Raw genomic sequence first — 24,636 nt, 5'->3', positions numbered from 1 at the left:
CACTCGGCCAGCACCGAGCCCCGCCCGCACCGCACCACCCGAGGAGTTCCGTTGACCGACACCATCGCCACGCAGCAGGCCCTGCCCGTGGTCCGTCCCCTGCCCGACGCGGCGCCGCAGGCCCGCGCGGAGCAGCAGGTCCGGGGCGAGCACTGGCGCGTCACCGTGCTGAGCGACTGCCTCTTCCGCCTCGAGTGGTCGTCCGACGGCGGCTTCGAGGACCGCGCGTCGACGTTCGCGATCCGTCGCGACCTCGGGGCGGCGGAGTTCTCGGCCCGGCCGCTCGGCGACGGCATCGAGATCACGACGGCGCGGGCGCGGCTGCGCTACGACGGCCTGGAGCCGTCCGCGCACGGGCTCGTCGTCGAGCTGGTGGGCTCGGACCACGGGCGGTGGCGCTACGGCGAGCCGACGCACGACCTGGGCGGCACCGCGCGGACGCTGGACGAGGTGGACGGGCGGACCGACCTCGAGCCGGGCGTCGTGTCCCCCGACGGGATCACGGTGGTGGACGACTCGGAGTCGTTCCTGTTCACCGACGACGGCTGGATCGGCACCCGGACCGGGACGCGCCACGACCTGTACGTCTTCGCGCACGGCCGCGACTACGCGCGGGCGGTCCGCGAGCTCTACGCCGTCTCCGGCTCCCCGATGCGGCTGCCGCGCTGGGCGCTGGGCAACTGGTGGAGCCGGTACCACCCGTACTCCGCGGAGTCGTACCTCCAGCTGATGGACCGGTTCGACGAGGAGGACGTCCCCTTCTCGGTCGCCGTCATCGACATGGACTGGCACCGCGTGGGCTCGGTGCCGCCGGAGCACGGCAGCGGCTGGACCGGGTACTCGTGGGAGCCGACGCTCTTCCCGGACCCGGCGGCGTTCCTGGGTGCGCTCCACGAGCGCGGCATGCGCACCACGCTGAACCTGCACCCGGCCGACGGCGTGCGCGCTTTCGAGGACGCCTACCCGCAGGTCGCGGCGGCGACCGGGGTCGACCCCGCGTCCGGGCAGCCGGTGTCGTTCGACCCGACTGACCCGGACTTCCTGCGCGCCTACTTCGAGCTGCTGCACCACCCCCTCGAGGAGCAGGGCGTGGACTTCTGGTGGATCGACTGGCAGCAGGGCCGCACGTCGGGCCTGCGCGGCGTGGACCCGCTGTGGCTGCTCAACCACTTCCACCACCTCGACGCCGCACGTCACGGCGAGCCGGGCATGACGTTCTCCCGCTACGCGGGGCCCGGCAGCCACCGTTACGCCGTCGGGTTCTCCGGGGACGCGGTGATCTCCTGGGAGTCCCTGGCCTTCCAGCCCGAGTTCACGGCGACGGCGTCCAACATCGGCTACTGCTGGTGGAGCCACGACATCGGCGGGCACACGCGCGGCGTGCGTGACGACGAGCTGGCGACGCGGTGGGTGCAGTACGGCGTCTTCTCGCCGATCATGCGGCTGCACTCGGCGAACAACCCGTTCATCCGCAAGGAGCCGTGGGTCTTCCCCGCGGAGCACCGGCAGGCGATGGGCGACGCGCTGCGGCTCCGGCACCGTCTGGTCCCGTACCTGCACACGATGAACCACCGGGCGGCGGACGGCACGCCGCTCGTCCGGCCCATGTACCACCTGGAGCCGCACCGCCGCGAGGCGTACGGGGTGCCGAACGAGTACGCCTTCGGGTCCGAGCTGCTCGTGGCCCCCGTCGTGACGCCCCGCAGCGGTGTCTCGCTGCTCAGCCGCACCCGGGCGTGGCTGCCGGTCGGCCGGTGGACGGACGTCTTCACCGGCGCCGTCTACGCGGGTGACCGCCACGTCGAGCTGCACCGGTCGATCGACTCGGTGCCGGTGCTGCTGCGCGCGGGCGGCATCCTGCCGCTGGCCGCCGCGACCGAGCGGGACGCGACGCGCAACCCGGAGGCGCTCGAGGTGCTCGTCGCGCCGGGCGCGTCCGGCCGGTTCGACCTGGCCGAGGACGCCGAGGACGACCGCGAGGCGACGGACGGGTCCGCGGCGACGACGTCGCTGCACTGGGACGACGACCGCCGCGAGCTGCGGGTGGGCGCCGTCGCGGGACGCGCCGACGTCGTGCCCGCGAGCCGCACGTGGACGATCACCTTCCTCGCGCTGCTCCCCGGCGCGGAGGTCACGGTGGACGGCGTCGTCGTGCCGGTGACGGGCGAGGACGGCCGGTGGAGCGTGTCGTTCACCGCGCCGTCCGCCACCGGCGCCGTCGTGCGGGTCGGTGCGCCGCTGCGCGTGGGCGTCGACCCCCGGGAGGCCGTCCGCGCCGTGCTGGAGCAGGCGCAGACGGCGAACCCGGCGAAGCTCGACGCGTGGGAGGTCGTCAGCAGCGGGCGCAGCACCGTGGAGCGGATCGCCGAGCTGGGCACGGTGGACCTGCACGAGGACGTGCGCGACGCCGTCGTGGAGCTCCTCGCGACCGTGGTGGACGCGCCGGCCTGAGCAGACGGCCCGGTCCTGGCCGAGGGGTACGCCTCAGCGAGGACCGGGCTCGCTGCCGGGTTCGCGAGCAGGCTCGGGGGCGCTCTCGCGGACCAGGAGCTGGTGGCCGACGGTGACGTGCCGGCCGGGCGTGGTGAGCCCGTCGATGCGTTCGAGGAGCAGGTCGAGCGCCCGGGTCGCGAGCGCGTGCGTGTCCGGGGCGACGCTGGTGAGGCTCGGGACGGTGCTCGCGGTCAGGACGGTGGCGTCCCACCCGACGACGGCGACGTCGCCCGGCACGTCGTAGCCGCGGACACGCAGGGCGCGGAGCGCGCCGATCGCCGCGAGGTCGTCGCGGCACAGCAGCCCGTCGACGACGAGGCCGGCGTCGAGCGCCGCCCCCAGCGCCTCCTCCGCACCGATCGCGTCGCCCTCGCCACGGGCCACGAGCAGGGACGCGTCGTAGGCGTGGCCCGCGCGTTCCAGCCCCGCCCGGTACCCGTCGAGCCGCAGCGCCGACGTGTACGACCACGGTCCCGTCTCGTGACCGAGGAAGCCGATCCGGCGGCGCCCGAGCCCCACGAGGTGCGCGACGGCGTCCGCGGCGGCCGCCTCGTTGTCGATGGCGACCTGGTCGGCGCCCGACGGCTGGGGGTCCTCGCCGAGGAAGACGAGGGGGGTGTCCTCCCGGAACGCCTCCAGGTCGGTGGCGCGCAGCGCCTGCGGGTGCACCACCACGCCGTCGACGATGCCGGCCTCGCGGTCGCGCAGGACGGCGCGCTCGCCCTCCGGGGTGCCCCCGGTCTCCTCGAGCAGCAGCCGGTAGCCGCGCGCCTCGCAGACGCGGGCGAAGACGTGCGCCAGCTCCGCGAAGTACGGTCGGCGCAGGTCGGGGAACGCGAGGGCGAGCATGCTCGACCGGCCGGTGGCGAGGCTGCGGCCGCGCAGGTTGGGCCGGTAGCCGAGCTCGTCGATCGCGGCCCGCACCCGTTCGCGCATCCCCGGGCTGACGTGCTGGTAGTCGCGCACGACGTTGGACACCGTCTTCATCGACACGCCCGCGTGCGCCGCGACGTCCTGGAGCGTCACTCTCTTCACGGGGATCACCGTAGCGTCCGAGCAGCACGGTTTACAGCGCTGTATAGTCGCGCCGTGGACACGACGACCCTCGCGGCAGCCACCGCCGGCCCCGCGCTCGACCGCCTCCCGCTCGCCTCCCGCCAGGACGGCACCTACCCCCGGCCGCAGCTGATGCGCGCCGGGTGGGCCTCGCTCGACGGGGTGTGGGCCTTCCGGCACGACGACGCCGACGAGGGCCTCGCCTCCGGCTGGGCGTCCGGCCTCGGCGCCAGCCGCGACATCACCGTGCCGTTCCCGCCGGAGTCGCCCGCGTCGGGCGTCGCGGAGCCCGGCTTCCACCCGGTCGTCTGGTACGCGCGCACGATCCGCCCGGCCGACCTCGAGGCCGCCGGCCGGTCCGCCGCCGCCCCGCGCGTCCTGCTGCACCTCGGTGCGGTCGACTACCGCGCGTCCGTGTGGGTCGACGGCGCGCTCGTCGGCGAGCACGAGGGCGGCCACACCCCCTTCACCCTCGACCTCACCGCGCACGTCGCGGACGACGCCGAGCACCAGCTGGTGGTCCGCGCCGAGGACGACCCCCACGACCTCACCCAGCCGCGCGGCAAGCAGGACTGGCACGAGGACGCCCACGCCATCTGGTACCGCCGGACCACCGGCATCTGGCAGACCGTGTGGCTGGAGGCGGTACCCACCACGAGCATCGACCACCTGCGCTGGCTCCCCGCCGGGCCGGCCGCCGTCGACCTCACCGTCCGGCTGCGCGGTGCGGTGCCCGCAGGGACGCGGGTGCGTGTCGCGCTCCGGTTCGACGAGCGCGACGAGGACCTCGGCACCGTGGAGGTCACGACCGCCCGGGCGTCGTCCGTCGTGGACCTCAGCGTCCCGATCGCCCGGCAGCGCAACGGCCAGGCGGAGGACGAGCTCACCTGGTCGCCCGAGCGTCCCCGCCTCGTGGACGCCGTCGTGTCCCTGCACGACGCCGACGGTGCGACCCTCGACGCGGTCTCGTCCTACCTGGGCGTGCGGAGCCTCGGCGTCGCCCGCGGGGCGTTCCTCCTCAACGGCTACCCCTACGACGTGCGCTCGGTGCTCAACCAGGGCTACTGGCCCGACAGCCACCTGACGGCCCCCTCGGCGGACGCCCTGCGCCGCGAGGCCGAGCTCGTCAAGGAGCTCGGGTTCAACGCCTGCCGCATCCACCAGAAGATCGAGGACCCCCGCTTCCTGTACTGGGCGGACCGGCTCGGCATCCTCGTGTGGGGCGAGACCCCCGGGGCGTACGAGTTCTCGCCCACGGCGGTGCAGCGGCTGACCCGCGAGTGGATGGAGGCCGTCGACCGTGACGTCTCGCACCCCTCCATCGTCACGTGGGTGCCGTTCAACGAGTCGTGGGGCGTGCAGCACGTCGCCGACGACCCGGCGCAGCAGGCGTACTCCCGGGCGCTGACCGACCTCACGCGCGCCCTCGACCCCTCCCGCCCCGTGATCTCCAACGACGGGTGGGAGCAGCAGAACACCGACATCCTCACCGTGCACGACTACGAGGGGGACGGCGCGGTCCTCGCCGGCACCTACGCCGACGACGCCGCGCGCGAGCGGATCGTCACCGGCATCGCCCCGTCCGGGCGCCGCCAGCTCGTCGGCGGCTGGGCCGACGCCGGGCAGCCGGTGATGCTCACCGAGTTCGGCGGCGTCAACTACCAGACCGGCGACGTGCGCGCGGACGGCTGGGGCTACACGGCCGCGCAGGACGGCGACGACTGGGTCGCGCGGATCACGGCGCTCTACGACGCCGTCCGGGCGAGCAGCTTCCTCGCCGGGTCCTGCTGGACGCAGCTCACCGACACGATGCAGGAGACCAACGGCCTCCTGACCGCCGGGCGCGAGCCCAAGGTCCCGGTCGAGCGGATCCGGCGCGCCGTGACGGGGGAGCGGTGACCGTCGACGCCCTGGACCGGGAGATCTGCGCGGCCGCCTGGGACGGTCCGGGCGGCGAGCCCGGGGCCGTCGCACCGCCGGTCTTCCAGACCAGCCTGTTCACCAAGCCCACGTTCGGGGAGTTCGTGCGGCAGCAGGCGGCCGAGCACGAGAACTTCGTCTACAGCCGCGGCACCAACCCGACCGTCGCGTTCCTCGAGCGGCAGCTCGCCCTGCTGGAGCGGGGCGAGGCGGCCAAGTGCTTCGGCTCCGGGATGGGCGCGGTCGGCGCGGTGCTCGGCGGGCTGCTGAGCGCCGGCGACCACGTGCTGTTCGTCAACAACGTCTACGGCCCCACCCTGGAGCTCGCGCGGCACCTGGAGCGGTTCGGCGTCGAGCACTCGGTCGTGACCGACCCGCGTGCCGACCTCGCGGAGCACCTGCGGGACAACACGGCCCTGGTGTACGTGGAGAGCCCCGGCACGATGCTCATGCGGCTCGTGGACCTCCGCGCGCTGACGGCGCTCGCCCGCAGCCGCGGGATCCGCACCGCGATCGACAACACCTGGTCGACGCCGCTGTTCCAGAAGCCGCTCGAGCTCGGCGTCGACCTCGTGATCCACTCGCTCACGAAGTACGTGGGCGGGCACTCCGACGTCACCGGGGGAGCGGTGGTCGGCTCGGCCGAGCTGGTCCGTGAGGTCTTCTACCGCGGGCACCAGCTCTTCGGGTCCGTGATGTCGGCGATGGAGGCGTCGCTGGTCCTGCGCGGGCTGCGCACCCTGCCCGTGCGGATGGCGCAGCACCAGGAGAACGCCTTGCGCGTCGTCGAGCACCTGCAGCGGCAGGCTGCGGTGGCCGCCGTGCACCACCCGTACGCCGACCCCGGCCCGGACGCCGAGCTCGTCCGTCCGCAGCTCAGGGGATTCTCCGGGCTGCTCAGCCTCGAGCTGCGGGACGGCACGTTCGACGCCGTGTCACGGTTCGTCGACGCCCTGCGGGTGTTCCGCATCGGCGTGAGCTGGGGCGGCTACGAGAGCCTGGTCAGCTCGCCCGTGCGGGCGGACAACGCAGAACGGCTGCGGGCGGACGGGCTCCCGGCAGGGCTGGTCCGGCTGTCCGTCGGGCTCGAGGGCGCGGACGTCCAGGTCGACGACCTCGACCGCGCGCTCGCCGCGATCTGACGGCGGCCCGCCCACCGGCGGGCCGCCCGATCAGCGTCGCGTCAGCAGGATGACCGGGAGCTCCCGGTCCGTCTTCTGGGCGTAGCCGGCGAACCCGGGTGCCGTCGCCGTGATCCGCTCCCAGGCGGCCGCGCGCTCGGCGCCGTGCAGCTCGGTGGCCGAGACGGCGAGCTTCTCGCCGGCGGTCTCGACCGTCACGCGATCGGGGTGGGCCGCAAGGTTGAGGTACCACGCGGGGTTGCTCGCAGCGCCCGCCGCCGACGCCACCACGAACCAGCCGCCGTCGTCGCTCGGGAACGAGGCGACCGGCACGGGCCGCTCCTGGCCGCTCTTGCGGCCGATCGTCGTGAGGACGATCGCGTCCCCGCCCCCGGCGCGGCCGCCCTTGCGACGGATCCGGCTCGCCATCCTGCGGTTGATCCAGGCGAGGACGGGGCCGCGCGGCTGTCGCGCGCCGCGCGTGCCCTGGGGGTGGGTGAAGGTCATGGCCCTGAACGTAGACCTGCCTACGGACATCGGACAGGGGGCACCGGCAGGCGCCGGTGGCGTCCATCAGTCGGCCAGCGGGTGAAATTTCGCGCCACGACTGATTTCGACGGGCACACGTCCCGCCCGCCTGAATACGATCCGCGCAGCCCCTCCATCACCCGAAAGGTTCCTCATGCGCCTTCTGTCCAAGCTCGCGGTCACCACGGTGGCGGCCGCGTCGCTGCTGCTCGGCACCGCCGTCGTGCCGGCGTCGGCCGCGACCGCCCCGCCGATCAACGTGACCTCCATCAAGGTCACGCCGTCCAACGGGAGCATCGCGACCAACTCCGCGACCAAGTACTACGACGTGCGGACGGCCGTGAAGGTCGGTGACGTCAGCGCCTGGGGCGAGTACTGGTGGGCGGACATCTACGCCGACGTGTACCGGGGCAGCCACCGGGTGGCGTCCCGGGTCAAGCTGGGTGTCGTCGCGTCCCAGAACTACAAGAGCCTGGACGGCTACATCGTCGCCAAGAACCGGTGGGGCCGTGGCGACTTCAAGGTGAAGAACATCCGCGCCCTCGTCGACACCTACGGCACCACCGCGAAGGACGTCCTCGTCCGGGACGGCGCCTACACGGGCGGCGCGTTCAAGATGCGGTCCGCGATCGACGGCAAGCTCAAGTACCACAACGCGATCCGCGTGACGGCGAGCGGCAGCCACAAGACCGTGAAGATCGGCATCCGCCGGTACACGCCGAGCGGCTGGAACGCGTACTCCTACGCCAAGGTCAAGATCCAGTACAAGACCTCCAGCGGCTGGAAGACCCGCAAGACCGTCACGCTGAACAGCGAGGGTCTCAAGACCTACAAGTTCACGACGTCGCACCGGTACAAGTACCGCCTGTCGATCGCGCCGACCACCAAGGTCGCCGGCGGCACGACCACCCCGAGCTCGCGCATCTGACGCTCGGGCGCCACGACGAGGGCCTCCGGCCCGGGGACGTCCCCGGGCCGGAGGCCCTTCGTGTGCTCGGTGTGCTGCTCGGTGTCGTGCTGAGGGCGGTCAGCCCATCTGCGCGACGGCGTCCGTCCACTCCCAGTGCCAGGGCTCGTACTTCGAGCCGCCCGGCCGGGCCCAGTCGGGGTTGTCCCACCCGTACGTGGGGGCGTTCGCGGCCAGCCAGGCCCACCGGGCGCCCGCGTACGTCTCGGGGCAGATGTCGACGGCGAGGCCCCAGCCGTGGTTGGACGTGCCGGGCGGGGCGGCGAGGTAGCCCTTGGCGGCCTTGGTCGCGACCTGCTGGGAGTAGGAGCGGAAGCCGTCCGTGATGCACATCGGCTCGCCCCACGCGGCCTGGTAGGCCTCGTTGAGCTGGGCGAGCGCCACGGCCGCGTCCGCGCGGACCTGCGTGTGCCCGTCCCACAGGGTGCAGAGCTCGGTGGCGGCGATCAGGCCGTTGCTGCCCGCCCCGGTCGCCACGCCGGAGCACCCGGGCAGCACCGGGGGTGCTTCCTCGATCTCGCCGCCGTCGAGGGTCTCGACCGACATCGTCGCCTTGTCCGAGACGGTGATCTGCGCGCCGCCCTTCACCGTCTTCTTCACCGCGCCGGCCTGCACGCCGGCCTTCGCCCCGGAGGTCCGTGCCCCGCTGCGCGAGGCAGCGTCGTCGCGGCCGTCGACGGCGGCGGCCGCCGCTTCGGTGATCGACTCGAGCGCGCCCGTCGTGGGCTGGTCGTCCGTCTCGGGGGCACCGGCCTGGGGCGCGATGGCGGTGAGCGTCGTCGTCGTGGCGACGGCGACCGTCAGCCCGACGCCGAGGCTCGTCCAGCGGCTCGGCGTACGGGCCTTGCGGGCCGGCTTGCGCGTCGTAGCGCGTGCGGGGGCGCGGCCGGCGGGGCGACCGGCGTCCGCCGCGCGGGCCGACCCGAACACGTGGGCGTGCGGGAAGACGGGCGCGGGTGCCGGGGGCAGGACGGGCTCGGCGGGCCGGACGGGCTCGGCGGACCGGACGGGCTCGGCGGACCGGACCGGCTCGGGAGGTCGCACGGGCTCGGGGTGCGGGGCAGGTGCGGGGAGCCGCACGGGTCGAGGTGCCGGCGTCAGCCGGGGCAGCGGGGTCTCCGCCGCGGGGGGCCCGGCGGGGGCGGCGACGGAGCGGCTGCGACCACCGCGGCCGGGGTCGCGACGGCTGGGGTACGTCCGCGTGGGCGGGGCCGCGGCAGGCGCGGGGTGGATGGTCGTCATCGTGACCGCTCGTCCGCGCGCGGGGAGCAGGGGGCGCCGCGCCGCGCGGTGTCCCGAAGAACCTGGGGTGACATGCGACCTCTCTTGTTGCCTGGACCGCCGCGCCGAAGGTACCTCACCACCAGCGACAAGTCACGAAACGGTCACGGCAGGAGGTGGCCGTCCGGGCGCGCCGGCCACGGTCGGGGCGTCGGGAGTCCTGCGGGATCAGCGTGCCGGGCCTAGCGTCGGACCATGAGCAAGGACATCGACCGCACCGAGAAGAGCGGCGGCAAGGCCGCCAAGATCCTGTACCGGCCGGTGGGGATCGTGAGCTCGATCGTCGGCGGGATCGTGGCAGGTCAGGTCTTCAAGCAGGTGTACAAGCGCGTCGCGCCCGGCCATCCCGACGACGCGCCCACGCCCCTGCAGTCCGAGTACCGCTTCCGGGAGGTCGTGCTCGCCGCGTTGCTGCAGGGCGCGATCTTCTCCGTCGTGAAGGCGGTCATCGACCGCGGCGGGGCGCGCGCCTTCGAGCGGTGGACGGGGGAGTGGCCGGGCGACTGAGCCGCCCGGCCGCCGCCGTCCCGCGTCGTCACCAGTCCGCGGGACGGGTGTCCTTGCCGTCGAGCCACAGCCGGTCGCTCGCGTCGCTGTGCGACCCGCCGGACCCGACGTGCTTGGAGGGGATCCGGTCGCCCTTGATGATCACGTGCGCCACCGCCTGGGCGTGGCCGTGGCCGATCCCGTAGGTCTCCTTGAGCCAGGTGATCACCGGCATCGTCTTGCTGTCCGGCCCGAACCCCTGCTCGGCGGCGGCGTCGACGAGCTGGCGGGGCGTGAGGCCCGTGCGGGTCTCGACGTTGTCGAGGTATGCCTGGAACGACATCAGTGGGCCTCCGTCTCGTCGTGCATGGTCTCGTCCTGCTTGTCCTGCTGGATCATCGTGGCAGAGGCGTGGATGCACATCATGCGCAGCACTCCGGCGCCCGTGTTGGTGAAGCCGTGCCACACGTCCGGTCCGACGACGGCGGTGTCGCCGGCGCGGGCGACGACCGTGCGGTCGTCGATGCGGATCGTCGCCTCCCCCTCCAGCACCGACCACGTCTCCGTGTAGGGGTGGCGGTGCAGGTCCGGGCCCTGGCCCGGGTCGTTCGTGACGAGGAAGAACGAGACGCCCGAGCCGTGCTGCCGCCCCTCGAAGCGGAGCGTGCGCGAGCCGGGGATGCGGATCGTGTCGGCGGTGACCACCGCGGTCATGGGTGTGCTCCTTCGGTCGGTCGACGTCGCGGGCCGTGCTGCGACGGGACCAGCCTCGTGACGGTGCCGGCGCGGGACGAGCGTTTCGACGTGCGTCGAAAGGTCAGGCGCTATTCATTGACACGGTGAAGGAATGGGCGCCAGGGTACGAGGGTGCAGCGCCGCGCAGACGTCCCTCGCCTCGGCTCGCTCGGGCCTTCCGCCCGAGCGGTGGTGCGCACCCTCCTGCTGGCCGGCCCGCTGTCCCGCGCGGAGCTCGCCCGGCGACTCGAGCGCTCCCCGGCCAGCCTCACCAAGATCACGCAGCCGCTGCTGGCCGCAGGCCTGATCAGTGAGGACACCGCCCCCGCCGCGGAGAGCCCCGGCCGGCCGGGCGCCCCCCTCGCGCTGCGCGCCGCGCGCCACCGGTTCCTCGGCGTCAAGGTCACCTCGGACGAGGTGTACGCGGTCCGCACGGACGCCACCGGGCGCGTCGAGGCCTCGCGGCACCGTCCCCTGGCCGACGTCGAGCAGGCCACCGTCGTCCGGCAGATTGTTGAACTGGTGAAGGAACTCGCCGGCCAGCACGAGATCGAGGCGCTCGGGATCGGCCTGGCCGGCCAGATGTCCCGGTTCGACGACACCGTGCGCGCCAACCCGTTCCTCGGCTGGGACCAGGTGCCGCTGGCCGGCGTCCTGGAGGAGGCCACCGGGATCCCCACCGTGCTCAGCGAGGACGCCCGCGCGCTGACCGCCGGGGTCCAGTGGTCCGGCCCGGGCCGCGGGATGAGCGACCTCGCGGTCCTGACCGTCGGCGTCGGCGTGGGCCTGGGCATCGTCCTCGACGACCGGGTGCTCGCCGGGCCGACGGGCCGGGTGGGCAGGATCGGGCACGTGCGCGTCTCCGACTCCGGCCCGCTGTGCGGGCACGGACATCGCGGCTGCGCCTCGGCGTTCCTCACCACGGCGGCCATCACCCAGGCCGTCGGCGTGCCGCACGGCCGGTCCGACGTCGACCTCGAGACCGCCATCGCGCTCGCGGACGAGGGCGACCCGGTCGCCCTGCGCGTCTTCCACGACGCCGGCCACGCCCTGGGGGTGCTGGTCGCCCAGCTCGTGAACATCCTCGGTCTGCCCGCGGTGATCCTCGCCGGCGACGGGCTCGGGATGCTCGCCCACGCCCGGACCGCCATGGACGCCGCCGTCGCCCAGCACCTCGACCCGAACGCCACCCCACCGACGGTCGTGGCCTTCTCGTCCGGGTTCGACGAGTGGGCCCGCGGCGCGGCGGTCGTCGCCTGCCAGTGGATGCTCGTCGACCCGCCCGCACCCGCCGGACCGGCACGCGGCACCCGCACCTGACCACCCAGCACCTGACCACCCAGCACCTGACGCACGGCACCTGACACACCCGCCACACCAGGAGGCACCGTTGTCCGCACTTCCCCTCGACCCGACCGCCCCGCTCACCCCGGACGCCGGGTCGATCAGCATCGGCATCGTCGGCGCCGGCCAGTTCTCCCGCAGCTTCGCGACGCTCTGGGACCTGCACCCCAACGTCGACCGGCTCACGATCACCGACCTCGTCCCCGAGCGGGCCAAGGCGCTGGCGGACCGCTACGAGCGCGCCACCGTCGTCGACAGCTTCGAGGAGATGCTCGACTCGGACGTCGACGCGGTCGCGATCTTCACCCAGCGGTGGACGCACGCGCCGCTCGTGCTCGCCGCGCTGGAGGCGGGCAAGCACGTCTACTCGGCGGTGCCGATGGCCACCGAGCTCACCGACATCGAGGCGATCATCGCCGCCGTCGAACGCACCGGGCTCACCTACATGATGGGCGAGACGAGCTACTACAACCCCGCCACCGTCTTCATCCGGCAGAAGGTGCGCGAAGGCGCCCTCGGCCAGGTGTTCTACGCCGAGGGCGACTACGTCCACGACATGGACCTCGGGTTCTACGCCGCCTACCAGTACAGCGGCGGGGAGAACTGGAAGGCCACCGCCAGCTACCCGCCCATGCTCTACCCGACGCACGCGATCGGCGGCGTCCTCGGCGCTCTGCCCACCCGCGCCGTCAGCGTGAGCTGCATCGGCGTCGAGGACCAGCGCGGCGACGGCGTGTTCGACCGCGAGGTCAGCCAGTTCGGGAACAGCTTCTCCAACGCCACGGCGCTGTTCGAGCTGTCCGACGGCGGCGCGATGCGCACCAACGAGATGCGCCGGGTGGGCTACCCCTCCCACATCCGGGAGTCCCGGTTCCGCTTCTTCGGCACCGAGGCCAGCTTCGAACAGCTCGCCCACCAGAGCGTCTGGAACGACAAGGAGACCTCCACGGACCTCTCCGCCGACTTCGTCCCCGTCCGCGGCGGCGCCGACGAGGCGGACCTCGCCGACGTGGACCCGGCGCTGCGCGAGGCGTTCACGTCCGGGTCTGCACCGGTCCACGACCGGACGCGGCTGCCCGCCACCTACGCCGACGCGCCGAACGGCCACGAGGGCGCGCACCACTTCCTCGCCGACGACTTCGTGCGCGGCGTGGTCAGCGGCGAGCACCCGCCCGTGGACGCCTGGCGGTCCGCGCTGTTCACCGCCCCCGGCATCGTGGCGCACGCCTCGGCGCTCGCGGGCGGCGAGCGACTGCCCATCCCGGACTTCGGGAGCGGGCCCGCGCGGGACTGAGAGCCCGCGCACCGGCTGAGCACCACCGGCCCGGCGTCGTCGACGACGCCGGGCCGTCCCGAGCACCGCTTGCAACGACGCAAGGAGGTACATCGATGTCTGCCCCGACCGCCCCGACAGCACCGGCGGCCCCGACCGCACCACCCCCGCCGGCACCCCGACGAGCGCAGGGGAGGCGCCGCCGCGACGACACGCGCCTCGCCCTGCTGTTCATCCTGCCGGCCACGATCGGCCTGCTGGTCTTCTACTTCTGGCCGCTGGTCCGCGGCGTCTGGCTGAGCTTCACCTCCTGGGACCTGCTCAGCCCCGCCGAGTTCGTCGGCCTGGACAACTACCGCGCCATGGTGGCGGACCCGGTGTTCTGGAACGCGGTCCGCGTCACGCTGCTGTACGTCGTGATCAACATCGGGTTGCAGACCGTCGTGGCCCTGGTCCTCGCGGTGCTCATGCAGCGGCTCAGCCGCTCCACGCTGCTGCGCTCGCTCGTGCTGGCGCCGTACCTCGTCTCGAACGTGGTCGCGGCCCTCGTGTTCCTGTGGATCCTCGACTACCAGCTGGGCATCGGCAACCAGGTCCTGGAGTGGATGGGGCTGGACCGGATCGGCTTCTTCACCTCCGAGGCCTGGGCCATCCCGACCATCGCGGTGGTGAACGTCTGGCGGCACATGGGCTACACCGCCCTGCTGATCTTCGCCGGGCTCCAGACCATCCCGCAGAGCACCTACGAGGCGGCCCGGGTGGACGGCGCCTCCGAGCCGCGGATGTTCTTCGGCATCACACTGCCGTTGCTGCGACCCATCCTCGGCCTGGTGCTGATCATCTCGGTGATCGGCTCGTTCCAGGTCTTCGACACCGTGGCCGTCACGACCGACGGAGGTCCGGTGGACGCCAGCCGGGTGCTGCAGCTCTACATCTACGACAAGGCGTTCGGGCAGTTCGACTTCGGCTACGCGTCCGCGCTGAGCGTCGCGCTGCTGCTGATCCTGGTGGTCGTCACCTTCTTCCAGTACCGCATGACGCGGGCCGGCCAGACGGACCTGAGCTAGGGAGGCGGCACCCATGACCGAGACCACGACGGCACCCGTCGAACCCCTGACCACCGGCGTCCTCGCCCCGCCCGACGGGACGGAGCGGCGCCGGCGCCGCCGCCCGCCCAGCATCGGCCGGGTGCTGGCCTGGGCGGTGATGATCCTGCTGCTGCTCGTCACCCTGTTCCCCTTCTACTGGATGCTGCGCACGGCCCTGTCCAGCAACGGGGCCCTGTACGCGAACTCCACCTCCCTGCTGCCGGTCGGCTTCAGCTGGGGCGGCTTCGAGCGGGTCTTCGGGCTCCAGAGCACCGAGGAGGCGATCGCCCAGGGCGGGTCCGGCGCGTCCATCGACTTCTGGCTCTACCTGCGGAACTCGGTGGTGGTGGCCACGGTGGTCACCGCCTGCCAGGTGTTCTTCTCCGCGATGGCCGCCTACGCGTTCTCCCGGCTGCACTGGCGGGGACGCGACGCGGTGTTCAGCGTCTTCCTGCTGTCGCTGATGGTGCCCGCGATCTTCACCCTGCTGCCGAACTTCGTCCTGGTCCGCGAGCTGGGGCTCATCGACACGCTGCTCGGCATCATGCTGCCGGGGCTGTTCATGACCCCGTTCGCCATCTTCTTCCTGCGGCAGTTCTTCATGAACGTCTCCACGGAGGTGGAGGAGGCCGCGCTGATCGACGGGGCCAGCAAGGTCCGGGTGTTCTTCGCGGTGATCGTCCCGATGTCGGTGGCACCGATCGCGACCATCGCGATCCTCACCTACATCGGCTCCTGGAACGACTACTTCTGGCCGCTGATGGTCTCCTACACCGACGACTCGCGGGTGCTCACGGTGGCCCTGGGGAACTTCAACGCGCAGACCCCGCAGACGGGGCCGGACTGGGCCGGGCTGATGGCCGCGACCCTGGTGGCCGCGCTGCCGATGATCCTGCTCTTCGTCGTCTTCGCGAGACGGATCGTCAACTCCATCGGCTTCAACGGGATCAAGTGAGGCGGCGCACCGTGCAGCACACACGTCGAAAGACCGCGGCCCTGGCCGCGGCCCTGACCGCCGGCACCCTCGTCGTCGCCGGGTGCGCGGCACCCGGCTCCCCGGACGACTCCGTCGTCGTGGACTACTGGCTCTGGGACGCCAACCAGCTGCCCGCGTACCAGCGGTGCGCGGACGCCTTCGAGGAGCAGAACCCGGACCTGAAGGTGCGGATCAGCCAGTACGGCTGGAACGACTACTGGCGCAAGCTCACGGCAGGGTTCGTGGCCGGCGCCGGTCCGGACGTGTTCACCGACCACCTCACCCAGTACCCCGGCTTCGCCAAGCGCGGGTTGCTGCGGGACCTGAACACCCTGGACGCCACCGCCGACGTCGACTACGGCGGCTTCCAGGAGGGGCTCGCGGACCTGTGGGTAGGGCAGGACGGCGCCCAGTACGGCATGCCCAAGGACTTCGACACCGTCGCCCTGTTCTACGACAAGAACGTGGTCGCCGACGCGGGGATGAGCCCGGCGGACCTCGACGGCCTCGACTGGAACCCGCAGGACGGCGGCAGCTTCGAGAAGGTCCTCGCCCACCTGAGCGTGGACGAGAACGGGGTCCGCGGCGACGAGAAGGGGTTCGACCCCGACCACGTGGCCGTGTACGGGCTCGCGTCGAACGGGTCCGGGGGCACCTCCGGGCAGACGGCGTGGTCCTGGCTCGCGGGAGCGACCGGCTGGACGTTCACCGACAAGGACGTGTGGGGCACCGAGTACCACTTCGACGACCCGCGGGTCCAGGCGTCGCTGAAGTGGCTGTTCGGGCTGGTGGACAAGGGGTTCATGGCGCCGTACGAAGAGGTGGGCACCGAGCCGAACCCGCAGCAGGCCCTCGGTTCCGGCCGGGCCGCGATCTCCGCGAACGGGTCGTGGATGCTCGGCACCTACGCCAACCTCGAGGGCGTCGACCTCGGCATCGCGTCCCTGCCGAGCGGTCCCGTCGGCCACCCGGTGTCCATGTACAACGGGCTCGCCGACTCGATCAGCGCCCAGTCGCCGGATCCTGAGGAGGCAGCCCGCTGGGTGGCGTTCCTCGGGTCGGACGACTGCCAGCGCATCGTGGGAGAGGCCGGCGTCGTCTTCCCCGCCCGGCCCGTCGGCACCGAGGCCGCGATCAAGGCCTTCGGCGAGCGCGGCCTGGACGTCTCGGTGTTCACGGACCTGGTGGAGAAGAAGCAGACGCTGTTCTTCCCGGTGACCGAGCAGTTCGGCGCGATCGACTCGATCATGACGCCGATCATGGACGAGATCTACATCGGCGACCGGGACGTCTCCACGCTCACGGAGGTGAACGACCAGGTCAACGACATGCTGAGGTGACGGACGACGGACGGCTACGGTGGCGGCGTGCCCCGCCACCGCAGCCGGAACGTCGTGGAGTTCCGCCTCGCCCCCGACGACGTCTCCGCGATCCGCTTCGGCATCTCGCCCGGCCACGAGCTCGCGCACGCGGTGCGCGTGCTCGGCCGGCCGCAGTACCACCCCCTGCAGTGGGGGTGGCTGCGCCGGGCGCGCGGCCAGGTGCCGGGGCGCGCGTTCGAGCTGCTGCGCCTGCTCGTCGGGCCCGACGGCTACATGCCCGACTTCCTCACCTCCACGCCCGGCTGGGACCTCGGCCCCGACGAGGAGGTGGCGCGGCTGCGGGAGGCCGACCTCGGGCCGGTGCGGGTCGACCTCCTCAAGCGCGTGGACCGCACCGAGGGTGCGGAGCAGCGGGTGCTACGGGCCCTCGCCGACGACCCCGAGCGGTCCCGGGCGCTCGCCGCCGACGCCTGGAGCCAGGTGTGGGACGCGGTCCTCGCCCCGTTCTGGCCCCCGCTCGAACGACTGCTGCGCGCGGACATCGGCGCGCGCTCGCGCCGGATCACGACCCACGGGCTGGGGGCCATGGTCGACACCCTGCACGAGGCCGTGACGTGGGCCCCCGACGCCGTGCAGGTGCGCCTGCGGCTGCACGGCGAGGAGCTCGACTGCGCCGGCGGCGGCCTCGTCCTCGTGCCGTCGGTGATGGCGCCGCGATGCTCGGTCGTGACCGAGCCGCCCGCCCAGCCCACGCTCTTCTACCCGGCGCTGGGGATCTCCGAACGGTGGGCCGACGACGGCCCGGGCACGTCCGGGGCGCTCGTGGAGCTCCTCGGCGCCGGCCGCGCAGGGGTGCTGCTGGCCCTGGCCGGGCCGCTGTCCACGAGCGAGGTGGCGGCGGCCGGCGGGCTCGCGATCTCGACGGCGTCCCACCACCTGTCGCTGCTGCGCGCGGCGCGGCTGGTCGACTCGCACCGCGAGGGCCCGCGCGTGCTCCACGTGCGCACGCCCCTCGGGGAGGCGCTCGTCGGGGCGTGACCTCGGCCAGCGGGGGGCGGCGCGATGCCCCGGCCGGCACGCCGGACGGGCGCGATAGGTTCGCCCGATGCGCCGTCCCGCCCCCCTCCCGTCGCCGCCCCTCGCCCGCGTCCCGGGGTTCCGGCCGCTGCTGGCGATGTCGGCGCTGGGATTCTCCGGGTACGCGCTGCTGCTGCCGTCCGTGCCGCTGTGGGCGGTGCGCGGCGGGGCGGGGGAGGGCGGCGCGGGTCTGGTCAACGCCGTGCTCATGCTGGCCACCGTCCTCACGCAGACCACGGTGCCGTGGCTGCTGCGACGCGTGGGGTGGCGGCCGACGATGGTGGCCGGCGTCGTGCTGCTGGGTGTGCCGTCGTTGCTGCTCATGGCCTCCGACCAGCTGAGCTGGGTCCTCGCGCTGTCCGCGGTGCGCGGCACCGGCTTCGCCGTGCTGACCGTGTGCGGGTCGTCCGCCGTCGCCGCGCTCGTGGACGGGCCGCGGCACGGACGGGCGATCGGCCTGTACGGGCTGTCCATCGCGTTCCCGCAGCTCGTGCTGGTGCCCGGCGCGGCATGGGTCGCCGAGACGCTCGACTTCCGGGTGGTGTTCGCGCTGGGTGCGCTGCCGGTGCTCGCGGTGCCGTTCGCGGCGCTGCTGGGGCGACGGCTCGACGCGGCGGCGTCCGCCGCCCGGGCCCACGATGCCGGACTTGGTGACCGCTCCGACGCTGGTGCCGGCGCCGGACCGGGGACGGCCGGGACCCTGCTGGCGCTGGTCCTGCCGTCGCTCGTGCTCCTCGCGGTGACGACGCCGGGCGGAGCGCTCCTGACGTTCGCCCCGCAGTTCGCCGGAGGCACGAGCGCCGCCGTCGCCGGACTGCTCGGGTTCACGGCGGCGACCGCGCTGGCGCGCTGGGGCGTGGGCGGCCTCGCCGACCGGCACGGTCCGCGCGTCTTCCTCGCGCCGCTCCTCGTCGTCTGCGCGGGCGGGCTGACGGTGTGCGCGGTGGCGATCGCCGACGGCGGGGCCCGGCCGGTGCTGCTCGTGCTGGGGATGACGGCCGTCGGCGTCGCCTACGGCAGCCTGCAGAACCTGACGCTCGTCGCCGCGTTCGCCGCCGTGCCGGCGCGGCACCACGCCACGGCCAGCGCCGTGTGGAACATCGGGTTCGACGCCGGCACCGGGCTCGGGTCGCTCGTGGTCGGCTTCGTCGCCGCGGGGACCAGCTTCGCCGTGGGCCTGCTGACCACGGCGGTGGTGTGCGCCGTGGTCGCGGTCGTCGTGCTGCTCGCGCGTCCGCGGACGGGCGGGGCGGCGACGGCCGCGGGTACCGGCTGACCGCGGGGGCCCTCGTGGTGCACGATGGGGGAGGACGTCGACGAGCGGAGGCCGAGATGGGCAAGCAGCACGACACCCAGCACGCTGAGGAGCACGGCAGGAAGCGGGGCGGCCCGAAGCTGATGCAGCTCGTCGTGGTCGGCCTGGTGGTCGCCGCGATCTCCAAGGAGCTGCGCAAGGACAAGGAGGACCGCACCTGGCACGGCACCGTCGCCGGGTTCGTCCCCTACGAGTTCCGGATGCCCACCATGGAACGCGTCCGCGAGCGCGTCTGGGACCCGGAGGGCGACCACCTGGTCAGCCCGCACGTCTTCGGCGTCGGCTGGACGCTCAACCTCGGGCGGATCGTTCAGCTGGTGCGGCAGCGCGCCGAGGCCGCGCGAGAGGTGAGCGCCTCCGGTCAGGACGCGTAGCCCCCGGCGGAGTGGTTCATCCCGGCGTACATGGCTGCCTTGAGCTCGTCGCGCATGACGAACCACGTGCCGCCGAGCTTGTAGCCAGGTATCACGCCGGTGCGCAGCCACGTGAGGACGCCCTGGTGCGTCATGCCGAGAAGCTGGGCGACGTCGCCGGCGCTGAGGCGCTTGCCGCAGTCGGAGAAGAGGTCGTCGAGGGCGGTGCCCGTCAGGGTCGGCGGGTGGGTTGACATGCCTCGACGGTAGGGCGGCCGGGCCGGCCCGGTGGGGTACTTGCAAAAGATGCAAGGTCGCTGCATCTGGCGGCGCGAGGACGTATCTTGCTGAGTTTCGGCGGTCGCGACGGCATTCGTCGTGCGACGGCGTGACGTGCGCAACGTTCCGCCGCCCCGACGAGCCCGAGCGGTCGCGACGTCCCAGACTGGCCGGCATGGAACGTGACCGACCCGAGCCGACCCCGATCTACGACGCCGTGGCTGCCGCTCTCGAGTCGCGCCTCGGGCTCGCGCCGCAGGAGGCCGCAGAGGCCGGGGCGAACCCGGCGGACGACGTGCCTCCGCGCCGCGAGGCGACCGCGGGGGCGCACGACGCGGCCCCCGTCCCCGTCCGCGCGACCGCCACCGGCCAGGAGCCCGCGCCGGCCGAGCCGGCGTTCCTCCCGCCGCAGCTCTGGAGGTAGCCGCGCGGCGCACCCGGTCACGAGGACGGCGTGCCGCCGTCCGACGCCGCCGGGACGCCGCGGCCGACGGCACGGAGCTGGTCCCGCAGCAGCGCCAGCGCGGGAGCGGAGAGCTGCAGCCGTCCGTCGGCCAGGGTCTCGACGATCCCTGCGCCGACCAGGGCGCGTACCTCGTCGAAGGACGTGCCCGGCGCGCGCAGGAGGTCGGCGGCCGCGACCGGGCCGGCGTGCGCCGCGATCGCGCGCAGGGTGTGGGTCGCTGCGACGGCAGCGGTGAGGACGTCGAGCACGGGGCAGGTCACTCCCGGGGAGGCGTGGGACGGGCGTGACCGCTCCCCTGCTCGAGAGTGAGGGTCGCGGTGACACTGCGTCATGGGGCGCCGTGGCGGCAACCTGAGAACGGACAAAACGGGCCGTGTTGCAAACCTTGCACGGCCTCCTCGGACCCGCTCCGCGGATGGTTCCATCGTGGGGTCCCTCTTCCCCCGACGCCAGGAGCACGCCCGATGACCTCAGGTACGCCGGACGCGGCCGGCCTCGGCTCCTGATGCGGCGGCTCGGGGTCGTGCGCCGCTGGGTCCTCGTCGACGCGCAGTCGGGCGGTGTCCTGCGTGTCGGGGACCAGGACGTGGCGGGGCTGAGCCACCGGTCGGCGCTGGACGTGCTCGGCGTGCGGCTGCTGTACCCGTCGATGGCGCGCGGCCTGGCGCTCGGGACCCACCTCAGCGAGAGCGCCCGGTTCGACGGCGTGGAGCTCTCGGTCACGACCCGGATCCTGCGCGCGCCGTTCTCCGGCGTGGTGGTCGGTGCGCTCGGGCTGGTCACGCCGCCGGGTGAGCCGGGCGAGCCGCTGCCGGAGGTCGGGCTCTGGGAGTGGGTGGTCGCCCCGGGCGAGACGGCGACCCGGCAGGCCTACTGGGACCCGGTCCTCGCGCGGATCTACGGCGACCCGGTCGCGGACCCGGCCGTGCCGCGGGACGTGGCGGCCTGGTTCGCGAGCAGGCTCGCGCCGGCGAGCAGGCTCCGGCTCGCGGACCTCATCGAGCAGGGCGTCCGGTTTCCGACGGACGACCTGCGGATCCTCGGGTACTCGATCGTCGACGGGAGCGGCGCGTCGAGGGCGATGCGCCTCGTGGGCCGGACGGCGCACGGCACGGGCGGCCGCGTCTTCATGCGGGGGATGAGCCACGCGGTGACGTCGCCGGTCCACGAGCGGCTGCCGGCGCTGCACGAGCCGCGGCCCGAGCTGCAGGTCCTGGACATCCCCCGGCTCGACAGCACGGCCGCGTTCATGGTGCTGGACGTGACGTACGGGACGTTCGAGCGTCAGGCGGGGGAGGGCTGGTCCGCCCTCGGCCTCCGTGACACCCCAGCCGGCGACCTGGCCGACCTGGCCCACCCGGACGACCACGAGCGCCTCGTCCGCTTCATGGTCGACATCGGTGACGCCCCGGCGTCGATCGTCGTCCGGCTCGCCCTCGAGGAGGGTGGTCACCTCCCGTGCCGCCTGACCGCGGTGCCGCTGTCAGGGTCCGTGGCCCTGCGGCAGCTCACGTGCCGTGTCGTCCCGGTCGACCGGGCGGAGCTCTGGGCCGGCCCCTAGGGGGTCTCCTGACTGAATCACCCCGGGTTCGGTGGAGGTCGATACCGGGCGCCGCGTGCGCGCCCCCCGGGATAGCCAGTGAAACTTCACCCGACCGGCCAGAAGAGTGCATCCCACTAGACCATTACGCTGCCGACGCGCGGACAAGCGGGGACTGACCGGTACGTTTGGTTTGGGTCGCTCAGTCGCGCACAACTGACGCAATGAAGTACGGGAGGTGTGCGGTGGCAAAGAACACGGGCGAGGGTTTCCGGCGCGGCCAAGTGCGGGACCGGTACCAGCAGTACAACGAGCGAACGGACCGCTACGACAAGTACGACGGCGACGGCAATCACGTCCAGTCGAAGACGACGCCAGGTCCGTTCAAGGGGGTCGAAGAGCGGCAGCCCAAGAAGCCCCCGCGTGGATGATGGTCGGCGCGGCCCAGGGTGGTTCTGGAAGCACAGTTCGGTCACTAAGCCGTTTCACGAGTGGCAGCCACCGGTGCTGACGCCAGTCCCAGAGGGTCTGGTGCTCCGGTGAACTGGGATGCGGGTTCGGAGTGGAGTAGACACCGGTATCACCGGAGAGATGCGCCTGGGCACTCGGCGGACGTGACCGGTGCGCGCGGCCCCACTCGCCCTCTACCGTCAGCGGCTCTGAGCGAGACGCGTCCGAAGCGCTGGGCGGCACGTGGGACCGACGTCGCCGACGTTGGCGGACGCTGCATGAGTCAAGGACGTGCCTTCGTCACGGCTCACGACCTGCGCTCAATAGCGCCGCTATCGCGCACGGGAAGGACCACCGCCATGTCGTGAAACAGACCGGATTGTCTCGCTCAGCTCGAGGATCTCCTGCGTCGGAACCGCGTCCTCGATGGCCTCCTTGATCGCCTTCATCGAGGCGCGACCGCGCAGCTTGTCGATGATGAACGGCTTGAGGCTGGGCTTCTGCCCTGCAGGTGCGGTGCGCCGAGATTGCCGCCACCGGCCGAGGATGTCGTCCCATGTCATCCCTGGCACGAATCGATCGGGTGGCAGATAACAGATGATGTCCGGCTCGCTCAGAGGTGCCGGCATTACCCGGTCCCAGCGTCCCGCCTTTGCCACGTTCGCGAGGAACGTCTGCAGCCATCCCGGCTCAGTTCCAGGCATTCGACTGAGCGGCTGCAGCGCCCGGATGGCACCTTCGACGTCGTCCCTCTCGGCGAGCTCGCGGACCTTGTCCCAGATCGGTATGACGGCCCTCGACGCAATGCCATCGAGGACGACGACGATGCTTGCGTCGGTCAGTTCCCAGATCCACTCGGCGCTCGCCATCTTCGGTAGCTGCTTCGCTCCACCGATCGGCAGCACAAGTGCACCGGAGTCCCGGAGAGCGTCGCCGAGGAGGCCTTCAAGGACGAGGCGATCGTGAGGACCTTCGACTAGGACAAATGTGCGGATTCGCTGCAGCATCGCCGAGCGCGTCAGCCCCAGTTGCTCGGCTGCCCAGCTGCGCTCCAATGCGTCACCCGCTGGCGGCACCTCCCGGATAGCCGCATACGCGCCGCTGCGCATCACGTGGACCGGCTGCGTGGACGTTGAGTCGAGAAGTGCGGGCGAGTGGGTGGCCGTTACGACGACGGCCTTCAGGTCGGATGCGAGTGCACCCAGCACAGTGGGCAACCGTGCCTGTGCCTGCGAGTGCAGACCCAGCTCCGGCTCATCGGAGAGCAGGACCACTGGTCGGCTGTTCGCTCTTTGCTGCTCAGTCCCAATTGATATTGCCAACCGCACCCACCTTGCCTGTGCTTGGGAGGCGTCGGCTAGTTCGAACCACGAGGTGCCGTCGTCGCTCAGTTCCCATTGGGGCAGTTTGCCGACGAACCAGTCGCCGACCGTCCGAGGGGCGAACCGCAGCACCGGGGCAGGCTGAAGGATCCGCGACACGATCTCGTTGCTCCGTTGTTCGATCTGGCGTACCAGCGCGGTCACGGGTGGCGAGAAGCTGACCTCCTGCCCGTCGGCGATGTCCACCAGGTCTGATCCGCCAGCGTCCGAAAGGGCGGCTCGGGTGACGCTGTCGACATCATCGATCGCGTCGTTCTCGGTGAGCACTCGAATGGGCAAGGAATCTGTCTCCGCGACCTTGACGAAGGGCCGGGGCGCCCACTCCGGCCAAGCCTCCGGGGCGACGCCGCGCGTGATGGCGTCTTTGAAGCCGGTGGGGAAGCCCTCGAAGTGTGCAGAGTCGAACGTGAGATCGCCAGCCCAGGGGAACGTGATGCCCATCTGGTCGTAACGGTTCGGGCTGTTCAGCAGATCGCGGATGACGTCCTCGGAGGTGTCGCCGGCCAGCGTCGCCTTCAACAGCCTGGCGGTGAGGTTGTGCTGCCGATGAGCATCGGCGACGACACCCCAGGCGGTGACCATGGCCGGATCGGCTGAGGTGTAAACGTCCCACCGGGGTTCGAGGCGTGTGCCGGTCGCCCGGAGGGTAACCAATCCGCCCGTGGAGAGCTCATCAGCCAGAGCAGCCCACGCTTCCCGGAGGTCGTCGACTCCCTGACGGTCACGACGTAGGAGCTCGACCTGAGCCTTGATGGACTCGGCAAGACTAGTCGGGGAGTACTCCTCCTGAGCGAGCTCTTCGGCAAACTCGCTGATCGCGTTCCACGGCGCTTCGTTCTCGAGGTTCCGAGCGAAGTATTCGTCCCGCCAGCGAACGATCCTGTCGATGGACATGGCCCGAGATTCCTTCAGATGCGCCGCTGCCGCAGTCTCGATCTGTGAAGGCCAGTCGGTGGGCTCTCGATCGGCCGGGATAGTGCGGATCTCCTCCGGGTCCGGCGTCCGCATGTGTACGAGTCCGATGCGCTCGTCCCGCGCGACACCAGTAAGCGCGTCGCTGAGCGCGCCTAGTAGGCGCGTCTTGCCGACGCCGTTCTTCCCATACAGCGCGAGCACACCGGGATCGAGCTTCAGGTGCACCCAACCAACTGGGGGCGGCCCCTGAACGCTGACTCCGAGCACGC

At 72.4% G+C, this 24,636-nt stretch carries 24 protein-coding genes; 16 read left to right on the top strand and 8 right to left on the bottom strand.

What is annotated here, in order from left to right; all coding sequences use genetic code 11:
• Nucleotides 1-51 precede the first annotated feature (51 nt).
• Nucleotides 52-2,451 carry a TIM-barrel domain-containing protein gene (locus ACWGKI_RS00380; RefSeq protein WP_452183767.1) on the top strand — a complete coding sequence of 800 codons (2,400 nt, stop codon included), beginning with the start codon at nucleotides 52-54 and terminating at the stop codon, nucleotides 2,449-2,451.
• Nucleotides 2,452-2,484: 33 nt separating this feature from the next.
• Here ACWGKI_RS00380 and ACWGKI_RS00375 read toward each other — a convergent pair whose 3' ends face one another.
• Nucleotides 2,485-3,528: a LacI family DNA-binding transcriptional regulator gene (locus ACWGKI_RS00375; RefSeq protein WP_452183765.1), complete on the bottom strand. Its 1,044-nt coding sequence runs from the start codon at nucleotides 3,526-3,528 to the stop codon at nucleotides 2,485-2,487.
• Nucleotides 3,529-3,582: 54 nt separating this feature from the next.
• On the opposite strand from ACWGKI_RS00375, the gene ACWGKI_RS00370 reads away from it, so the two are divergent.
• Together ACWGKI_RS00370 and ACWGKI_RS00365 are read left to right on the top strand one after the other, a co-directional pair.
• On the top strand, nucleotides 3,583-5,448 hold the full coding sequence (locus tag ACWGKI_RS00370) for a glycoside hydrolase family 2 protein (RefSeq protein ID WP_452183763.1): 1,866 nt from the start codon (nucleotides 3,583-3,585) through the stop codon (nucleotides 5,446-5,448).
• A complete protein-coding gene (locus ACWGKI_RS00365; protein WP_452183761.1) occupies nucleotides 5,445-6,611 on the top strand; it encodes a trans-sulfuration enzyme family protein in 1,167 nt (388 codons plus the stop codon). Before ACWGKI_RS00370 ends, ACWGKI_RS00365 begins: the two co-directional genes overlap by 4 nt.
• 30 nt (nucleotides 6,612-6,641) lie before the next feature.
• Here the strand turns inward: ACWGKI_RS00365 and ACWGKI_RS00360 are convergent, their stop codons facing one another.
• Nucleotides 6,642-7,097: a nitroreductase/quinone reductase family protein gene (locus tag ACWGKI_RS00360; protein WP_452183759.1), complete on the bottom strand. Its 456-nt coding sequence runs from the start codon at nucleotides 7,095-7,097 to the stop codon at nucleotides 6,642-6,644.
• Nucleotides 7,098-7,272: 175 nt separating this feature from the next.
• On the opposite strand from ACWGKI_RS00360, the gene ACWGKI_RS00355 reads away from it, so the two are divergent.
• Entirely contained in the window at nucleotides 7,273-8,046 is a 774-nt protein-coding gene (locus tag ACWGKI_RS00355; RefSeq protein ID WP_380243913.1) for a hypothetical protein, read from the top strand.
• Nucleotides 8,047-8,145: 99 nt separating this feature from the next.
• Here ACWGKI_RS00355 and ACWGKI_RS00350 read toward each other — a convergent pair whose 3' ends face one another.
• Entirely contained in the window at nucleotides 8,146-9,327 is a 1,182-nt protein-coding gene (locus tag ACWGKI_RS00350) for a M15 family metallopeptidase (protein ID WP_452183756.1), read from the bottom strand.
• Between the two features lie 234 nt (nucleotides 9,328-9,561).
• Here ACWGKI_RS00350 and ACWGKI_RS00345 point away from each other — a divergent pair, with 234 nt between their 5' ends.
• Entirely contained in the window at nucleotides 9,562-9,873 is a 312-nt protein-coding gene (locus tag ACWGKI_RS00345; RefSeq protein ID WP_380243915.1) for a DUF4235 domain-containing protein, read from the top strand.
• A gap of 28 nt (nucleotides 9,874-9,901) precedes the next feature.
• Here the strand turns inward: ACWGKI_RS00345 and ACWGKI_RS00340 are convergent, their stop codons facing one another.
• Complete coding sequence (locus ACWGKI_RS00340) at nucleotides 9,902-10,195, bottom strand: DUF4287 domain-containing protein (RefSeq protein WP_380243916.1); 294 nt, start codon at nucleotides 10,193-10,195, stop codon at nucleotides 9,902-9,904.
• Nucleotides 10,195-10,566 (bottom strand): cupin domain-containing protein, encoded by a 372-nt coding sequence (locus tag ACWGKI_RS00335; RefSeq protein WP_452183754.1) that lies wholly within the window; start codon nucleotides 10,564-10,566, stop codon nucleotides 10,195-10,197. Before ACWGKI_RS00335 ends, ACWGKI_RS00340 begins: the two co-directional genes overlap by 1 nt.
• A 153-nt stretch (nucleotides 10,567-10,719) precedes the next feature.
• On the opposite strand from ACWGKI_RS00335, the gene ACWGKI_RS00330 reads away from it, so the two are divergent.
• The 8 genes from ACWGKI_RS00330 (at nucleotide 10,720) to ACWGKI_RS00295 (ending at nucleotide 19,356) form a co-directional block, all read left to right on the top strand.
• Nucleotides 10,720-11,907: an ROK family protein gene (locus tag ACWGKI_RS00330; protein WP_452183752.1), complete on the top strand. Its 1,188-nt coding sequence runs from the start codon at nucleotides 10,720-10,722 to the stop codon at nucleotides 11,905-11,907.
• A gap of 70 nt (nucleotides 11,908-11,977) precedes the next feature.
• Nucleotides 11,978-13,225: a Gfo/Idh/MocA family protein gene (locus ACWGKI_RS00325; RefSeq protein WP_452183750.1), complete on the top strand. Its 1,248-nt coding sequence runs from the start codon at nucleotides 11,978-11,980 to the stop codon at nucleotides 13,223-13,225.
• A 95-nt stretch (nucleotides 13,226-13,320) separates the two neighbouring features.
• Nucleotides 13,321-14,271, top strand: coding sequence for a carbohydrate ABC transporter permease (locus tag ACWGKI_RS00320; RefSeq protein WP_452183748.1), 951 nt, complete (start codon nucleotides 13,321-13,323; stop codon nucleotides 14,269-14,271).
• Between the two features lie 13 nt (nucleotides 14,272-14,284).
• A complete protein-coding gene (locus ACWGKI_RS00315; RefSeq protein ID WP_380243921.1) occupies nucleotides 14,285-15,247 on the top strand; it encodes a carbohydrate ABC transporter permease in 963 nt (320 codons plus the stop codon).
• 11 nt (nucleotides 15,248-15,258) lie between these two features.
• Nucleotides 15,259-16,608 carry an ABC transporter substrate-binding protein gene (locus tag ACWGKI_RS00310; protein WP_380243922.1) on the top strand — a complete coding sequence of 450 codons (1,350 nt, stop codon included), beginning with the start codon at nucleotides 15,259-15,261 and terminating at the stop codon, nucleotides 16,606-16,608.
• Between the two features lie 27 nt (nucleotides 16,609-16,635).
• Entirely contained in the window at nucleotides 16,636-17,628 is a 993-nt protein-coding gene (locus tag ACWGKI_RS00305) for an ArsR/SmtB family transcription factor (RefSeq protein WP_452183745.1), read from the top strand.
• Nucleotides 17,629-17,695: 67 nt separating this feature from the next.
• On the top strand, nucleotides 17,696-18,943 hold the full coding sequence (locus ACWGKI_RS00300; RefSeq protein ID WP_452183743.1) for an MFS transporter: 1,248 nt from the start codon (nucleotides 17,696-17,698) through the stop codon (nucleotides 18,941-18,943).
• A 56-nt stretch (nucleotides 18,944-18,999) separates the two neighbouring features.
• Nucleotides 19,000-19,356: a DUF5808 domain-containing protein gene (locus ACWGKI_RS00295; RefSeq protein WP_380243925.1), complete on the top strand. Its 357-nt coding sequence runs from the start codon at nucleotides 19,000-19,002 to the stop codon at nucleotides 19,354-19,356.
• Here ACWGKI_RS00295 and ACWGKI_RS00290 read toward each other — a convergent pair.
• The gene (locus tag ACWGKI_RS00290; RefSeq protein ID WP_452183741.1) at nucleotides 19,344-19,592 is read right to left on the bottom strand and encodes a helix-turn-helix domain-containing protein; all 249 of its coding nucleotides are present in this window, start codon (nucleotides 19,590-19,592) and stop codon (nucleotides 19,344-19,346) included. The genes ACWGKI_RS00295 and ACWGKI_RS00290 overlap by 13 nt on opposite strands.
• 197 nt (nucleotides 19,593-19,789) lie before the next feature.
• On the opposite strand from ACWGKI_RS00290, the gene ACWGKI_RS00285 reads away from it, so the two are divergent.
• Nucleotides 19,790-20,038 carry a hypothetical protein gene (locus ACWGKI_RS00285; protein ID WP_452183740.1) on the top strand — a complete coding sequence of 83 codons (249 nt, stop codon included), beginning with the start codon at nucleotides 19,790-19,792 and terminating at the stop codon, nucleotides 20,036-20,038.
• Nucleotides 20,039-20,055: 17 nt separating this feature from the next.
• Here the strand turns inward: ACWGKI_RS00285 and ACWGKI_RS00280 are convergent, their stop codons facing one another.
• Complete coding sequence (locus tag ACWGKI_RS00280) at nucleotides 20,056-20,328, bottom strand: hypothetical protein (protein ID WP_452183738.1); 273 nt, start codon at nucleotides 20,326-20,328, stop codon at nucleotides 20,056-20,058.
• Nucleotides 20,329-20,585: 257 nt separating this feature from the next.
• On the opposite strand from ACWGKI_RS00280, the gene ACWGKI_RS00275 reads away from it, so the two are divergent.
• Both ACWGKI_RS00275 and ACWGKI_RS00270 read left to right on the top strand, forming a co-directional pair.
• Nucleotides 20,586-21,641, top strand: a complete 1,056-nt coding sequence (locus tag ACWGKI_RS00275; RefSeq protein ID WP_452183736.1) for a hypothetical protein — start codon at nucleotides 20,586-20,588, stop codon at nucleotides 21,639-21,641.
• A 224-nt stretch (nucleotides 21,642-21,865) separates the two neighbouring features.
• Nucleotides 21,866-22,051: a hypothetical protein gene (locus ACWGKI_RS00270; RefSeq protein ID WP_452183734.1), complete on the top strand. Its 186-nt coding sequence runs from the start codon at nucleotides 21,866-21,868 to the stop codon at nucleotides 22,049-22,051.
• A gap of 351 nt (nucleotides 22,052-22,402) precedes the next feature.
• On the opposite strand, the gene ACWGKI_RS00265 is transcribed toward ACWGKI_RS00270, so the two are convergent.
• The gene (locus ACWGKI_RS00265) at nucleotides 22,403-24,592 is read right to left on the bottom strand and encodes an AAA family ATPase (RefSeq protein ID WP_452183732.1); all 2,190 of its coding nucleotides are present in this window, start codon (nucleotides 24,590-24,592) and stop codon (nucleotides 22,403-22,405) included.
• Nucleotides 24,593-24,636: the final 44 nt, after the last annotated feature.

It is taken from the genome of Isoptericola sp. NPDC055881, assembly GCF_053615895.1.
Note: the sequence above shows the minus strand (reverse complement) of the source record. Positions and strands in the feature narration are given on the sequence as shown.